The 16,671-nt window shown below is 43.5% G+C and carries 13 protein-coding genes; 6 read left to right on the plus strand and 7 right to left on the minus strand.

The genetic code is table 11. The features are described 5' to 3' along the window. The first annotated feature begins 74 nt into the window (after positions 1-74). The 3 genes from HMPREF3034_RS03170 to HMPREF3034_RS03180 are packed head-to-tail and all read left to right on the plus strand — an operon-like array spanning position 75 to position 1,598. On the plus strand, positions 75-719 hold the full coding sequence (locus tag HMPREF3034_RS03170) for a DUF6249 domain-containing protein (protein ID WP_156431023.1): 645 nt from the start codon (positions 75-77) through the stop codon (positions 717-719). A 5-nt stretch (positions 720-724) separates the two neighbouring features. Beyond that, a complete protein-coding gene (locus HMPREF3034_RS03175; RefSeq protein WP_036899391.1) occupies positions 725-1,267 on the plus strand; it encodes an RNA polymerase sigma factor in 543 nt (180 codons plus the stop codon). Next, positions 1,248-1,598, plus strand: a complete 351-nt coding sequence (locus tag HMPREF3034_RS03180; protein ID WP_062433088.1) for a DUF5056 domain-containing protein — start codon at positions 1,248-1,250, stop codon at positions 1,596-1,598. The genes HMPREF3034_RS03175 and HMPREF3034_RS03180 overlap by 20 nt, the downstream gene beginning before the upstream one ends. Here the strand turns inward: HMPREF3034_RS03180 and HMPREF3034_RS03185 are convergent. From HMPREF3034_RS03185 to HMPREF3034_RS03205, 5 genes are all read right to left on the minus strand, one after another. Then, positions 1,595-3,652 (minus strand): PorE family type IX secretion system protein, encoded by a 2,058-nt coding sequence (locus HMPREF3034_RS03185; protein WP_062433180.1) that lies wholly within the window; start codon positions 3,650-3,652, stop codon positions 1,595-1,597. The two genes, HMPREF3034_RS03180 and HMPREF3034_RS03185, sit on opposite strands and share 4 nt — an antisense overlap. A 36-nt stretch (positions 3,653-3,688) precedes the next feature. Continuing rightward, entirely contained in the window at positions 3,689-5,755 is a 2,067-nt protein-coding gene (locus HMPREF3034_RS03190; RefSeq protein ID WP_062433091.1) for a DNA topoisomerase 3, read from the minus strand. A 73-nt stretch (positions 5,756-5,828) separates the two neighbouring features. Next, positions 5,829-6,464, minus strand: coding sequence for a lactate utilization protein (locus HMPREF3034_RS03195; RefSeq protein ID WP_062433183.1), 636 nt, complete (start codon positions 6,462-6,464; stop codon positions 5,829-5,831). A 361-nt stretch (positions 6,465-6,825) separates the two neighbouring features. After that, positions 6,826-7,623 (minus strand): Cof-type HAD-IIB family hydrolase, encoded by a 798-nt coding sequence (locus HMPREF3034_RS03200; RefSeq protein ID WP_197421719.1) that lies wholly within the window; start codon positions 7,621-7,623, stop codon positions 6,826-6,828. Positions 7,624-7,637: 14 nt separating this feature from the next. After that, on the minus strand, positions 7,638-9,383 hold the full coding sequence (locus HMPREF3034_RS03205; protein ID WP_036899397.1) for an SGNH/GDSL hydrolase family protein: 1,746 nt from the start codon (positions 9,381-9,383) through the stop codon (positions 7,638-7,640). A 180-nt stretch (positions 9,384-9,563) separates the two neighbouring features. On the opposite strand from HMPREF3034_RS03205, the gene HMPREF3034_RS03210 reads away from it, so the two are divergent. Next, positions 9,564-10,745: an MFS transporter gene (locus tag HMPREF3034_RS03210; protein ID WP_062433094.1), complete on the plus strand. Its 1,182-nt coding sequence runs from the start codon at positions 9,564-9,566 to the stop codon at positions 10,743-10,745. 55 nt (positions 10,746-10,800) lie between these two features. Here HMPREF3034_RS03210 and mnmA read toward each other — a convergent pair whose 3' ends face one another. Beyond that, positions 10,801-11,877, minus strand: coding sequence for a tRNA 2-thiouridine(34) synthase MnmA (gene mnmA, locus HMPREF3034_RS03215; RefSeq protein ID WP_036899401.1), 1,077 nt, complete (start codon positions 11,875-11,877; stop codon positions 10,801-10,803). A gap of 90 nt (positions 11,878-11,967) precedes the next feature. Next, the gene (locus tag HMPREF3034_RS03220; RefSeq protein ID WP_082721674.1) at positions 11,968-13,311 is read right to left on the minus strand and encodes a DUF389 domain-containing protein; all 1,344 of its coding nucleotides are present in this window, start codon (positions 13,309-13,311) and stop codon (positions 11,968-11,970) included. 498 nt (positions 13,312-13,809) lie between these two features. Here HMPREF3034_RS03220 and HMPREF3034_RS03230 point away from each other — a divergent pair, with 498 nt between their 5' ends. Next, the gene (locus HMPREF3034_RS03230; RefSeq protein WP_036899403.1) at positions 13,810-14,361 is read left to right on the plus strand and encodes an outer membrane beta-barrel protein; all 552 of its coding nucleotides are present in this window, start codon (positions 13,810-13,812) and stop codon (positions 14,359-14,361) included. A gap of 755 nt (positions 14,362-15,116) precedes the next feature. Then, a complete protein-coding gene (locus HMPREF3034_RS03235; RefSeq protein WP_036899015.1) occupies positions 15,117-16,589 on the plus strand; it encodes an amino acid adenylation domain-containing protein in 1,473 nt (490 codons plus the stop codon). Positions 16,590-16,671 lie beyond the last annotated feature (82 nt).

Below are 16,671 nucleotides of genomic sequence, written 5' to 3' on the forward strand. Positions count from 1 at the left end.
AACTTTTTTTATTACTTTGCAACCAAAAGAGTTGTTCTGTCGTCTAACTATCAGAAAAAGAACAAAAAAGCTATATGAAAAAGTATCTTATCGCAATTACAATGATGTTAGCAGTGGGTACAGCCGTGCTTCCGGCCGCTCCAAAACATCGACACCAACATCAATCCACGCTCGTTGCGCCCACCGACAGTGCCAAACAAGGTATTGAGGCTTACTCAGATACCACATCTGTCACAGCAGAAGCAGTCGACTCAACAGACAGTTATTACTCTGTGGCGCCGAATTCTGCCGAAGATGATGATTCCAACATATCTCCCTTTGAACGTACAATGTCCAAACCTTGGTTCATCATCCCCGCTATTTTCTTTGGATTCTTAATCGCCATAGCCCCCTTTCTCCTATTCGCATGGGGCATCTATTACCTCATTAAGCGTCATAATGACAAGATTGCACTGGCTGAAAAGTCTATGGCTATGGGACAACCTTTACCCGAAGTGATACGCACTGCGACCAAAACAGATAACGAATATCAATGGCAACGCGGCATACGTAACTGCTCTATCGGCCTTGGATTAGCACTTCTATTTGCTTTCTTGGGCGCAAAAGAGCTGGTAGGTATCGGATTTTTGATTCTATGTATGGGTGCCGGACAAATGTTGATGGCTCGTACACGTGCTAGAAAAGACCAAAACGACCATTTCGAAGACCAATCCTTGTAAAGCCGGTGAAAGCACTTGACGACATCTCTCTCGTTACGCAGGTGGCTGTTTTCCACAACCGTAAAGCCTTCGACAGACTCGTTGTGAAATATCAGTCACCTATACGGCGTTTCTTTCTGAACCAAACGATGGGAGACAGTCAGCTTAGTGATGACCTAGCACAGGATACTTTCTTAAAAGCCTACACACATATTACGCAGTTTCAAGGCACAGCCAACTTCTCGACATGGCTCTATCGCATTGCCTACAACACTTTCTACGACTACGTAAGACGTAATAAAGCGACCGAGGAGTTGGATATTCCGAGTGTCAACAAACGTAACTCGGAGTCAATGAATAACAATTTAAGAATGGATATTTACCAAGCTTTGGCCATTCTCTCACCTTCAGAGCGCACTTGCATCACCTTGCAATTGATGGAAGGACAAAGCATTGAGCAGATAGCAAAGATTTCGGGAATGGCTGAAGGCACCGTAAAGTCCCATCTATCTCGCGGAAAACAGAAACTCACAACTTATCTTAAACAGAATGGATATGATGGAAAATGATGATAAACTACTCATACAGTTCTTCGAAGAAAACCGCCAAGAAATAGAAGATAGAGGCTTTTCGAGGCGCGTCATGAGACAAGTACCGAAGCATTCGCTTTGGTTCAACCGACTATGGACAGCATTTTGGTCATTGGCCGGAGCCGCCCTATTCATCCATGCCGATGGATTCAAATGGTTCAAAACATTCTTTACCAACCTTAGCGGTGACCTTTCGGGCACCTTCGTGTCGCTTTATACGTCGGCAACCATCTCGCCGTTGTACGTCTATATCGGCATTATGACCCTTGTCATTGTGGGGTGTTACAACGTCGTAACCAGCGAATATTAGAAATAGAAATCATCATCTGAGACCTTTTCAGTGGCTTTCTTCATATTCTTCTCTGCATCTTCTTTGAGTTTTCCTTGCTCATCCAGCAGACCGTAAGTGGTTCGTAGCACACGGAATTCCGTGCGTCTATTGAGTTGATTGCATATCTCTTGTTGTGCTTTATCCATTGTTTTGATAAAGTCTTCGGTCAATACATCACCCACTTTCAACCATGCATACTTCTCCACATTCTTCCTCTTAACCATCTTGGGTTGCGATTTCCCGTAACCAACGGCCGTCAAACGGTCTTTGGCAATACCGCGACTGATGAGATAATCCACCACCGTTTGCGCACGACATTGTGACAAATCCCTGTTATATTCGGCACTTCCACGATAATCACAATGCGCTGCTAGCTCAATGATAACGTGCGGATTTTGATTCAACAAGCCTACCAACTCGTCCAAAGCTTTCGAAGATTCGGGACGAAGGGTGGCTTTATCCAAGTCATAGAAGATATTATCTATAAGCACAGGAGCCGTAATCGAAGCCAAAGGGAACTGCAATATGTACTCTTTCGACTCTTCCACAGTCCCCGTACTGATCGCTTCTTGATGATTCAGATAGCCCTTACACGTTGCCAACATCACATAGTCTACATTCGGCTTCAGCGTTTCCGTGAACGAGCCATCTCCTTTTACACTTAGTTTCTTATTTGTTCCATCGTTTCCTACCAAATAAACTTGTGCGGCAGGAAGCTCATATCCATCCATCTCATATACCCATCCTTTCATCGTCTGAGTAATTTCCGGATTCTCAAACGAGTAGATATGATCCCATCCATGCCCATCATTGCGATTGGAAGAGAAATATCCACGATTGTGATTTCCTTCAAACGTCATCCCGAAATCATCTCCTTGACTATTTAACGGATAGCCGGGATGCTCCAACACATAACCTTTCTGCCGGTCGGGATGGGCGATATAAATATCCAATCCTCCCATCCCCGGATGCCCATCTGACGAAAAATACAAGTCGCCATTGGGGCGGAACGTAGGGAATTCCTCGTTTCCGGGGGTATTGATGGGCTCACCAAGATTCTCCACACCCCCCATTCCATTGGCTGATAAACGCACGCGCCAAATGTCAAGTCCGCCTTTTCCTCCCGGCATATCAGACGTAAAATAGAGCCATTCGCCATCAGGCGAGATGGCAGGATGAGCAAAAGCCGACAACGTATCCCTACTAATGTTGAGCACTTCAGCCTTACTCCAATTGGCATCTGAACGATTAGAGGTCACAATCTGAGCATAACGAGACGACGACGGACTCGTCGTACACTGCGTGAGATACATCACTCGGCCATCGGGAGAGAAGCAACAAGCTCCTTCATCATAAGCGGTATTCAAGTTACCACCCACCACTTCGGGTTTACTCCACTTCCCTTTATCATCTTTCTGTGAAAAGAAAATATCGCCGGGCTTCGTTCCTGTGATACCACTCAATTCGTTTCCAACCGCATCACTACGCGTAGACGTGAAATAAAGTTGGTCGTAATTGTCACCAAAAAGCATGGGAGAATAGTCGTCACGGCGAGAGTTGAATAAGTCGACACGACGCACTCGATACCTACTACCATCTTTTTTCCATTGTAAAGCATGCTGTGCCGAGAACAAACCATTGCGTGCCAACACATCATCGGGCAACGTATCGAGTACCAATTGAAACTCTGCGGCAGCCGCTTTATAATCTCCGATTTTCAATAGTTGCCGCGCTAAGGAAAGACGCGTGTGTATATTACCTTTCCCATAACGCAATGCATTGCGATAAGCCGATGTAGCTCGTGATGCCTCATTTATCTTTTCGTAGCACACCGCCATCTTCAAGGCTCGCTCGCCTCGCTTAGTTCGGTCTTTTGGAGGGGTTTTCTGGTAAGCTGAGCGAAACTCTCTGGCAGCATCATGATACTCCCCTAGCGCCAAATAAGTCTCACCTCGGCGCATGTTTCGATCTACCCCGCACGATAAACACAGGGCTGCAAGAAATAATATATATGGAAAAAACTTTCTTTTCATGTTGATGTCAATCAACAACATCAACGCAATAAAAGCCTATTTATTGTCAAAAGGAAAACGGAAAGTACAACCACTCTTCCAGTTACTGCATCCATAAGCAGCCTTCCCTTTTATGATTTGTCCCTTTCCACACACCGGACAAACCTGCCCGATAATGCTGTCATCGGCCTTCAAGCTAGTTTGTTGTGCAGTCGATTCTTTCTTTGAAGCACGTTTCTTTCTTGGCTTAGCTTCGGTTTTCTTAGTAGTTGAGGCCTTCTTGGCAGGCTTTTCATCCACCGTCACCGTTACTCTTCGCATGCTATTATCGCACAGTACGTTGTAGACAATTGCTGAAATCTGCTCTTTCAACTCATTGATAAATTGCCCAGCATCATACTTTTGGTGCTCTATATCGCGCAATTTCTTCTCCCAAATACCCGTCAGTTCACAACTCTTCAGCAGTTCTTCGTGAATTGTATCAATTAATTCGATACCTGTAGGAGTTGCTACCAGTCGCTTACGTTCCCTCCGTATGTAGTGTCGTTTGAACAAAGTTTCGATAATTCCGGCACGAGATGAGGGGCGACCGATACCGTTCTCTTTCAAAGCAGCACGCAGTTCCTCATCTTCCACAAACTTTCCGGCAGTCTCCATAGCCCTCAACAGCGACGCTTCATTATAATACGGTGGAGGTGTAGTCGATTTTTCCGTCAGTGTAGGTGTATGTGTTCCGCTCTCCCCTTTCACGAATGTAGGCAGCGTTCGTTCCTCATCTTCTTTCTTATTCTCGTCTTCTTCCACAATTTGTACATCCTTTGTATACACCGTACGCCACCCCGGAGAGAGGATTTCTTTACCCGTTGCCTTGAATTCTATATCGTCTACCTTGCCTAATACTGTCGTAGTAGAAAACTTACAATCGGGATAAAACACACTGATAAACCGTTTGGCAATAAGATCGAACACGTTTTGTTCCAACTGAGTAAGCCCACTCGGCACCACACCGGTAGGAATAATAGCGTGGTGGTCGGTCACTTTCGACGTATCAAACACCTTCTTCGACTTCATCAACTTCTGCCCACCGATGGGTTTTATGAGCGATGCATAGACTGGTTGCGAATCTATTTTCGTTTGAAAAAGACCATTTAAGATACTTGGACATTTCGGATAGATGTCGTCACTCAGGTATTGTGTGTCTACACGCGGATAGGTAGTATATTTCTTTTCATACAAACTCTGAATGAGGTTGAGCGTCATCTCGGCCGAATACCCAAACTTACGGTTACACTCTACTTGCAAAGAGGTAAGATCAAACAAATGAGGTGGAGCCTCAGAACCTTTCTTCTTGGTAACATCCATAACTACGAACGGCTTACCATCTATAACAGAAAAGGCCTGTTCGCCTTCTTCTTTCGAAATAAACTTGCCTTTAGTGGCAGTAAACTGAGTATCCCTATAAATCGTAGCTAGAACCCAATAAGGTTCAGGTTTGAAGTTATCGATTTCTTTCTGACGGTTCACAATAAGCGCCAAAGTCGGTGTTTGTACTCTTCCGATACTCAAAACTTGGCGGTTCTGCCCATATTTCAACGTATAAAGCCGCGTAGCGTTCATGCCCAACAACCAATCCCCGATGGCTCGCGAAAGCCCTGCTAAATAGAGAGGTTGATAGAGTTGCTGGTCTTTCAAGTCGGCAAAACCTTGTTTGATGGCCTCATCGGTCATAGAAGAAATCCACAATCGCTTCACCGGGCACTTCACTCCGGCTTTTTGCATCACCCATCTTTGTATCAATTCTCCCTCTTGTCCGGCGTCACCACAGTTGATAATCTCGTCGGCCTGTTGGTAAAGTCGCTCCACAATCTTAAACTGTTTGCGAATACCATCATCTTCAATAACTTTTATACCAAATCGCTCCGGTATCATAGGGAGTGCAGCTAAACTCCAATGTTTCCAATTTTCATGGTAGTCATTGGGCTGTTTCAGTTCGCACAAGTGACCAAAAGTCCACGTAACTTGATAGCCATTACCCTCCATATAGCCATCTTTTGAGGAGTTGGCACCAAGGATTCGGGCAATGTCTCTAGCCACACTGGGTTTCTCTGCAATACAAACAATCATGCGTTTTCGTTATGGAATTGTTAGGCAAAGGTACAAAGAAAATCCGAAAACAGACAGAGACAACATGCTAGTTTCAATAACCTATCGGTTCGGGAGTAAGCAATACAATATGCCGATGGGCTGGATGCGACATACGTTGAATCGTGATATAATTGCAAATGGAATCGGGCGACTTGCAGTCGTGGCACATACCGTCTACTTGACAAGGTGTCTTGAAATCGAAACGAGCCATATTGGTAGGTGCAGCCGTAGACCGAGCGCGTTTCATCGCAGCATCCACGTCCTGACAAACTTTATTCAAACTCACTACAAGTATGACATGGTCTGCCCCCCACATGATAGCAGCTACACGGTTACCATTACCATCTACATTGACAAGTACGCCATCTTCGGTCATGGCATTGACGCTGGCCAAATAGAAATTACATTCAAAAGCCTTGCGATAAATGCGCATTTTATCTTCCTGCGTAGTCACATCGTCACGATCATACACCTCATAGTTTCCATTCTTAAGCATCATTGTGATGCCTGTATCGCGAATAGACATAGAGCCACCCCATGACACTGAACTACCTTGAGGGATGAGTTGGCGTACCTGTTGTAACAAACTTTCGCGGTCGGAACAATAATATGCGTCGTAATGACGACGTTGAAGATTCTTAATCAACTTGTCGGCTAATCGCTGATTTCTTAATTCTTGAGTTGTCATGTTTTTGTATCTGATGTTAGCAACAAAGTTAATCATTTGGCAGGAAAGATGAGACGAAATCATCAGGAAAACACCTTTTGTCTCCAACTCGGTAACCTATCAATCGGAAAATATCAACACTTAGGAGCAACCAAGAAACTTATAAACTCAAGAAATATAAGAAGTCATCCTCCACCTCATCTACTTGTTTCCTCGTTTACTGGTCAACTACCAGACTGCCAAGCCCTTGCAGCAATGCTGCAAAGGCTAAACAAAAAAACTGCGGAGGCTTGGCAGCATTGCTGTTGAGCCTCCGCAGTAAATTATAAAAGAATGGATAAAATGACAAATTAACGAGTTAACCGGTTCAAGAATGCCACAGTTACACCAACCCTAAGTGTATCAAAGCCTTCGAGAAGCCATCATCGTCGACATCGGCCGTAACATATTGAGCCTCAGCCTTGACATAATCGGCCGCATTCCCCATCGCCACTCCGATACCGGCACGCTTAAGTATGGGTATATCATTGCCACCGTCGCCCAGCGCAACCGTATGGTTGATATCGAAGCCTTCGCTCTCTGCCATGCGTTCCAAGCCGTATCCTTTATCTATATGTCCTGCCGTGATGTCAATAAATTCAGGATGCCAACGTCCCGGCTCACAACTTTTAAGTTGCGGAATCAATCGGGCTTCCTGCTCAGCCGTGACAAACGGAGTCATCTGCAAAATAGGTTCGCCCTTGATATCATCCATTGTGAGGTCGAAGTTCAAAGCATCCACCTTCAAATCATCGCAGAAAATTCGCTTTACGCAAGGCTTGTTGTTATAGACAACGAGTGCTTGCTTACTAACCATAATAACGGCATAGTCCTGTCGGTCGGCATCAGCCAGCTGCGTACAAACATCCTCTTCAGCAATGGCATTGATGTTAACAAGCTTGTCACCCACGAAACAATGGGCACCATTAGTGGTGATATAGCCATCTATTAAATGGCTGATAGCACCAAGATTGGTAATGATAGGCACCGGACGCCCCGTAGATATATAGAAGCGATGACCGTTTTGGCGGGCAGCAGTGATAGCTTCTACAGCAGAACGAGGTATCTCGTGGGTAGTGAAACTGACGAGAGTACCATCTATATCAGAGAATATGGCGTATTTATCTTTTATCTTCTTCAATTTGAAAAACAGTTTTATCTAAGGAAATCTTGGTAAACCCGCGCAATGCGTTCATATCCTTGGGCATTAGGATGGAGTCCATCTACAAACAAAGATTCATCAATATGCCCATCAGGTGTCGTAAGTTGCTTGGTCACATCAACCACATCCACATCCGTATGGTTGGACAATCGCGCTTGTAATAAGTCGTTGAGATGTTGTAAGCGAGCCTCCTGTCCACGACGAGGATAGATTTTTACGACGTGAATGCAAGCTTGTGGCTGCAACTTCTGAATGAGATTGACCAAACCTTCGATACCATCTACAATCTCTTCATCGGTGTTATAGCCAATATTATTCGTCCCGGCCATCATGAAGATGTGGCGCGGTGAGATGTTATCAAGTTCTCCATGATAGAGTCGCCAAAATATGTTTTCAATGCGATCCCAACCATATCCCAAATTCGTCACCTTGCGCTTACCAAACAATTTCTTCCATGCTTTATCGCCACGATGTATAGGTGCAGCAGGTTCTCCAGCCCAATAATGCGTAATAGAATTACCGATGAGTACCACATCGGGCTTAACTTGGCGATTACGCTGCATGATTTCATAATGACGCTGCGACCAGTTGTAAAAGGCTTGGTCGCGAGTTTGGCGCACCGGCATGAACTTCTTCATCGGTTGATAATCCAATATCTCAGAGATCTTTTTCGTATATGCCTCGGCATAATGGCGCATTCCAATATCGTTGGCATGCACTCCATCAATCTGAGAATCTAGATCTGAATTAACGCCTAACTCGTCCTTGGTCAGATAGTACAGTCCTTTCACTCCTTCACGTTGCAACTGTAAATAAGCAGCTTTAAGTCGACTGTTCAGCAACTCTACTTCCTTCTTCTCTGAATGAACGACTAGATAGTTGTTATAACCGCAATGCTCAACAAGTAGAATGGGGGCATCCGATTTGCTACGAAGCGTATTTACCCCCTCTCGCAAAAGGTTCATGATAGAATCATTAGCCGTCATATTGGGCATACAATCAATGATGAAAAGACGAGCATTGATTTCTGAAAGAGCATTGAACATTGCTTTTTCAAGACGACCATTGCCCGAAAAAGCCAAATTATAAAGGGGTAAATCGAGTTGACGTTGTACTATATTCGTCCAAGCCATACCCGGACGAGAAGCCGAAGCGCCTTGACCAATAGACGTACCATATACTACGATGGGACGTTCTGTGGATGTTGGCAAGAATTCAAATTTGCTATTCTGTGGCACACCAATCTGGAGTGAGTCGACAGTGTTATAAAGTGGGAGATATAAACGATACTCACGCCAAAGTCCACCGGGATAAGTCAAGCCACGATAATGAAAGTCTACCGACTGAGAAGAAATACGATTGTTGGCAAAACATGAACAAGGAAGCGGAGTTCCATCCTCATCAAAAGAATAAAGATCAACTCCACTCGTAGCTATTGTCACCACATTAGGCAACTGTAATGGGCCGGATACCTTATAATGAATATTGATTTCAGGGGCATCACTGATGAATTCTATATAAAGACCGGCATTGTTTTGTGACAAATTCCACAAAGGTTTGCGCAACGAGGGTTTGAAACGTTCGGGCATACGTTGGTAACTTTTGCCGATTTCAGCATTCCATGCACGCCCTTGAATCAGCAGAGTGTCACCACTAACAGGTGAATACCATTTTGTTTGAGCAGCTCCTGAAAATGTCAAAAGAACCAAACAAACAAGTGAAGTAAAAAGTCTTTTCATGATTAAAGTTCATTTTCTTTGTCGCAAAGATAATGCTTTTCCGACTTATAAACATTATATTTTAACACGTATTCACCGCATTAAACAACTTGACAATGCCTACATGTATAAAATACAAAGCCATTCCTACCCTCTGTCTACGAATAATTGACTACTTTTGTCCTATATAACAAGGACGATATGAAAGAAAAACTATGGAATGGTAACTACCTAAAAGCGATGGTAGCCAATTCAATGATATACTTCGCATTCTACATATTGACACCTCTACTGCCTATCTTTTTAAGCGAACGATTTGGTGCTACGAAGGATATCATTGGCATTATACTGTCTGGCTACACCATTGCTGCCCTGCTCACGCGCCCCTTCTCCGGTTTCATCGTAGACAGTTTTTCGCGCAAAAAGGTGCTAGTGATATGCTTTGCACTATTTTTCGTCTTCTTCGGAGGATACATCGCAGCTTCGACTTTGCTCATGTTTGCCATCATCAGAACTCTGCATGGCGGACCATTCGGAGCTGTAACAGTGGCTAACAGCACGGTAGCCATCGACGTTTTACCATCGAGTAGGCGTAATGAAGGAATTGGATTCTATGGTTTAAGCAATAATCTTGCCATGGCGATAGCCCCTTCTGTAGGCATCTACATCTATAAATATCTGCAAGATTTCACCATTCTTTTTTGGATAGCATTATTCTTTGCGTTGATAGGATTGTGGGTTGCGTCGTCTATTCAAGTCCCAACAAAGCAGATAGTACGCCGTAAAAGACAATTATCCTTAGACCGTTTCTTCCTCATTAGAGGTTGGTTAATGGCAGTCAACATAGCCTTCTTCGGATTCTGTTTTGGCGTTTTGAGCAACTATTTAGCTATTTATAGCAAAGAAACAATGGGTATTACCGGTGGCACAGGAACCTATTTTGCCATCTTATCTATAGGACTCTTCGCATCAAGATTGCAAGGAGCAAAAGCTTTACGACGTGGTTTGCTGACACAAAATGCAGCCGAAGGCATGTTACTATCAATGGTTGGATACACGCTCTTTGCCGCTTTTCCCAATGTAATCGGTTATTATGGGTCGGCCATCCTCATCGGATTAGGCAATGGACACATGTATCCTGGATTTCTCAATATGTTCATCGCTGTAGCCAGACATGATGAACGAGGTACTGCTAATTCCAGTATTCTCACGTCATGGGATGCCGGTTTCGGGATTGGAATATTACTTGGAGGAGTCGTTGCCGAATATTTAGGCTATTCAGCAACGTTTTGGATGGTCGCCATCGCACAAACTTCAGGCGTCATCTTATTTTTTACAGCTACCAAAAAGTTCTTTGAACAGCATAAAAGAGAGGAAGAATAGTTTCCTTAGAAAACTCGTCTTATCTTTATCATACAGAATAATCGCAAGAAGAACCTTACACCGTTATCTCTCCGCTACCAAAACAACGATGATGGTTTTCATCGTAAACCACACAGAATTGTCCCGGTGCCACACCATGAATAGGCTTCTCTGCACGCACCAAATACATTCCGTTATCCATCTTTTCCATCACAGCTGGATGGTATTCGGGAGTATGACGAATCTTAAATGTGACCATTTTCATTTCCACGGGCTTCGTCAAGAAATGGAAATCATGCACCTTAAACTCTTGCTTATAGGCAGTCTTAGGATCATACCCCTTACTCACATAGAGCACATTCTGCTCTACATCTTTCTTCACAACGAACCAAGGACCACCTCCGAAACCCAATCCGTGGCGCTGACCGATGGTATGAAACCACAGTCCACGGTGTGTTCCTATCTTCTTACCGGTCTCTAATTCGAGTACATCGCCTTGCTTTTCGCCTAGGTAACGACGCAAATATTCGTTGTAATCTATCTGTCCAAGGAAGCAGATACCCTGCGAATCCTTTCTTTTAGCATTGATAAGATGCTCTCGTTCGGCAATCTGTCGAACCTCATCTTTTACATAATGTCCGATTGGGAAGATGGCTTTCTTCAGTTGCCAATCGTATATCTGAGCCAAAAAGTCGGTTTGATCTTTCACCGGGTCGGGACTTGTAACAAGCCATTTCTCCCCATCTATAATTTCAGTCTGTGCATAATGCCCCGTAGCAATGAGGTCGTAGTCGTGTCCACGCTTCTCATCGAAAGCACCAAACTTTATCAGTCGATTACACATCACATCGGGATTGGGCGTATAGCCAGCCTTCACCTTGTCCATAGTGTACTTGGTTACTTGGTTCCAATACTCATGATGGCAGTCTATAACTTCCAATTTTAGGCCGTAACGAGCTGCTACTGCCGTTGCCATTTCCAAATCTTCTTCCGATGAGCAATCCCATTCTTCCTGCTCTTCCGGTCCAATTTTGATATAGAAACAGTCGGGCTTCAGTCCCTTAGTGGCCAATTCATAGACCACTACACTGCTGTCTACGCCGCCCGAAAGCAGCACAGCTATCCGCTTATCCTTGAGTTCTGATAAATCCATGGTGCAAAGATACTAATTTCTCGAGGCTTCTGCAATCTATCTATAAGATTCTATAGAAGGCTATTACAAGAATACTTTCTTCTCCATCTCTTATTCATAGAGCACCTTTAAATTCACTCCGCCGGTAGATTGATTACCTAAAACAGACTTTCCAATTCTATTTTCAATCCAAGTTTTCAACTTTTCTCTACTCATATCCGGCATTCTTTTCGTGGTTCCAACAACGGCTATAATCAGCCTTTGAGGCTTGATGGTATCAGCACTCACCTCTAACGAAGAAGACATACTTAAACTATGAACCTCCGGAAACAATATATGCATTTCGCTACACATCTGTTTACTCAGCCTTTCATACCGCGTATATTGCTCTAGTTTTCCCGTCAATTCCTCGTTTTCTTGCGTTTGCTTCTCTAACAACTGTACTTTCTCAGACTCAGTATCCGTAGCTTGTAAACCTGCGACAGCCCGTAAACTATCTGATACAGAGCCTTGAATTAACTTCAATTTATATCCAGTCAATGCCGGATAGGCTATCATCGACTGCTTAGCCAATGCTATCACGGAGTCACTCAATGTCTTACCGACTACCACAACACGCAAAGTACTGTCAGCTCCTACATTACTTGTCACCACCTGCGAACCCTCCCAACGTAACCGGTCGTGTACAAAAGAGTTTACTTGTGTCTTGAAATAGCTCTCTCTAACGATGTTCCATGTCATGAAAGCAGCCGGTATCATCGTTACAACAATGATTCCAACTATCCAGCGTTGTACGATGGTGGCACGGCGGTCATTATCAAATGTACGGGGTGTAAACTTCATGAAACGCACTCCAATCCATGTTGCCGACGCTATAAAAACGGTATTGATAAAATACAAGAAGAAAGCTCCGGCAAAGTAGGCTAGATTCCCCGAAGCAATACCAAAGCCTGCAGTACAAAGCGGTGGCATTAAAGCTGTGGCAATAGCAACACCCGGTATCACATTTCCCTTATCTTTAATACTCAACGCTATCACCCCGGCCACACCACCAACAAAAGCTATCAACACGTCGTACAACGTAGGTGAAGTACGTGCCAACAACTCCGATTGCACTTCATGATAAGGTGATAACATAAAAAAGATGGTGGCAGTAGCGATACTAATAATTGTAGCTACCAGATAATTCTTAAACGCCCGGCGCAGTAACAAGAGATCGCGAATCCCTACAGCCAACCCCATGGCAATAATAGGTCCCATCAATGGAGATATAAGCATGGCTCCGATAATAACGGCCGTAGAATTTACGTTGAGTCCTAACGATGCTATGAAAATAGCACAGATAAGAATCCAAAGCGAAGCCCCTTTAAAAGAGGCACCTCCGGATATACGTTCTATGGTCTCTTCACGACTGCTTAAGTCGTCTTTCAAATTAAAATAGTCTTGAATATTCATTTTGTATTACGTTATTTTACAAAGATAACGCACACGAGCGCAATGAAAGTTTACTTTCAATTTGCCGAGTGCGGCTTAGCTTCTACAAAGATAACGTTTTTTCATCTCATACACATCTATTCATTATCTTATTATGATTTTAGACTACATTCTTAATAAAATAAGCAGTAACAACCGTCCACTCTCGGCCTATATTTATTATTTTGTATTCAAAACCAATTATATACACCATGAATACAAACAACTGTATCATCACAAACGGATTAGCACATGCAAGAAAATCTACTTGCATGGCGATTCTATTTATTCCAAGCCGTGATATGATAAAGACTGTTTATCTCTGTTAATATCCTTAAACTGCAGTTTATATATAATAAGGTGCAATACCTCGTATCAGTGTTTTTGTGTTAAAAAACATATTTCTCGTGTAACATCTATCGCTTTTTCATCGTCTTGTAGACAGTATTTACAAAACAATAGGATTAATTTTTAAGGATTATGAAAAAGAAAATTATGATGGCTTTTGCAGCTGCATTGATAGCTGTTTCAGCAAACGCACAAGTGTATTTAGGTGGTAACTTTGGTATCGCATCTTCTAAATTGGCAGGTGGCGAAAGCGTTACTACGTATGCGGTGTTGCCCGAACTGGGTTACAATGTCAACCGCGACTGGGCTGTAGGTACCACTGTCGGCTTCGGAAAGGGCGACCCTGTCTCTATCGAAGACAACAGCAGAAACTACATCACCGTATCTCCGTATGCACGTTATACATTCTTCCACAGCAAGATGGTCAACGTATTTGTTGATGGTGGCTTTGGTTATACACACTACAACAACGCCGGTACTGCTGCTCCTTCTATCAATGAGTGGAACGTAGGTGTAAAACCGGGTGTGGCATTAAACCTGAATCCGAAGTTCAGCTTTGTGGCTCACGCAGGTTTCTTGGGCTGGAAATCACAGAAATACGACGGTGCCGACAAGAGCAGCAATGCTTGGGGAGCCAATCTCGACGGCAACAACGTAACACTAGGTTTCTACTATAACTTCTAATATTCAATCAGAAAAGCTTATAAAGGTCAAAGAGAGGGCATACCAAATCCCTCTATAAACAAAATATGAGCAAAATATAAGAATCGAGATGAAGTCTTAGCTTCATCTCGATTCTTTATTTATAGGAGTAATACCTTCTGATACTAAAACAATAAAATTACCAAATTCTTCAACTGATATATAACTACATTATTGACTATAAAAAACGTTTAACTCATCATAAAGGCAAAAAAGATACACATTACCCGTAAAAATATACTAAAGAAACGGGGATGATGGCGGTATCAATATATTAGGAGGAAGAACTCTTGAATCATCAGATGACTTATGATTAGCTTTAGATTTCATTAGCCATTCAAAAAGAATAGGACCAAAAACAGGCGTTAGAGGAACATTAAGGATATAATAAATTTGATATTATTCGCCTGCCTTATTGGCAACGTTTAATCTTATGACGAGACAAAATAAGCTTCGTTTAATCGCAAACGTGACTTTTAAAACAAATTCAGATGCTTTAACCATTTTACTGCAATAGCTCGGCAATATCGCTGTTTGGCCTTGGCAGCAATGCTGACTCGACTTAATAGCAATCTTGCCACAGCTCTGCAGAAAATCGATTGTGTACGAAAATAAATGTTATAAATACGTTAAAGAATCATAAAAATCAAGATTTTGAAGGGGGATTTTCGGACTTTCCGCGTTTTAAAAACATATATATAACTCATAAAGATACGGCTTAATTCGTTAAAAAACTTATGAAACAAGTAATCGCCCAACTCTCTCAGGTATTAGAAACTTATCAAGAACGTCCGGCATTCTGTATAGAACACATTTACTATTCGTATCAACAACTAGCAGAAACTATTGCTGCCATTCGCTGGGAATTACAAAGTAGGCCAGAAAAAAACGTCGGTTTAGTGGCCAACGACGACTTACAGACTTACGCATCTATCCTCGCTTTGTGGATGGAAGGCAAGTGTTATATTCCTTTGCATCCCGGGCAACCGCTCGAACGATGCCTTGATATCATTGAACAAATGGACATGACGCTCGTCTTGGATTCAAGTTCTGAGACGCGTTATCAACATGTTGATGTCATCATGACGGCTCAGTTAGATGGTGCGAATGCTACGTTAGAGCAGCCGGTAGCATGCGATGACAGCGAATTGGCCTATATCTTATTCACTTCGGGAAGCACTGGTCGCCCCAAAGGTGTACCTCTTACGCGTGGCAATCTACAGGCGTTTGTCGATGCTTTCTTCGCCATGGGCATCACATTGACACCCGAAGACAAGGGCATGCAGATGTTCGACCTCACTTTCGACCTCTCCGTCATGTCGTATCTGCTGCCGCTTCTAGCCGGTGGATGTGTGTACACAGTGTCTTATAAGCACGTGAAATACATGGCAGCATTTGAACTTCTCGACACCTACCCTATTACTTTCTTCATGATGGTGCCCTCGGTGATACACTATCTACGGCCATACGTTGACGAGCTTAACTTGCCTCAGTTGCGTTATGCCATGTTTGCCGGTGAGGCTTTGATGGACGATGATCTCGCAGCATGGGCTGCCTGTGTGCCTAACGCACGCATCATGAACACCTACGGACCTACCGAAGACACCATCCTTTGCACTTATTACGACTACCATCCCGGCCAGCCCAATAAGACGGTAAACGGTATTGTCAGCATCGGGCGCGGTATGCAAGGGGTTGATACATTCATAGCCGACGACGCAGGCCGGCCAGTTGCAACAGGCGAAAAAGGTGAACTGTGCTTGGCCGGTGCCCAACTGACACCGGGCTATTGGCGTAATGAGGAAAAGAACCGTGAAGCCTTCTTCATGAAAGACGGCAAAAGATATTATCGTACAGGCGATATTTGCGTAGCCGATGAGGATGGCGACATCATGTACTATGGTCGTAAAGACTCTCAAATCAAGATACAAGGATTTCGTATCGAACTCAGCGAGATAGAATGTGTAGCTCGTGACTACTTCGATAACAGCACGGCCGTGGTGGCATTGCCTATGGGTGACGAGCGTGGGGTAAACAGAATAGAACTCGTAGTAGAGTCGGCCGACACGTCGACAGAGCAAGGTCTCATGGAAAGGGTGAAGAAGAAGTTGCCCGTCTACATGGTTCCGGCCAAGATACATTATCGCCATAAGTTCCCACTCAATGTGAATAACAAGATTGATAGGAAGAAGTTAAAAGAAGAAATATAAGAGAATCGACAACTCGGAAGTTATCGGGAGTTAAACATCTCTTCGAGACGTTGGAATAATTAACGGAGTTAACAGACACATG

The sequence above is a fragment of the Prevotella sp. DNF00663 genome, from assembly GCF_001553265.1.
GTDB lineage: Bacteria > Bacteroidota > Bacteroidia > Bacteroidales > Bacteroidaceae > Prevotella.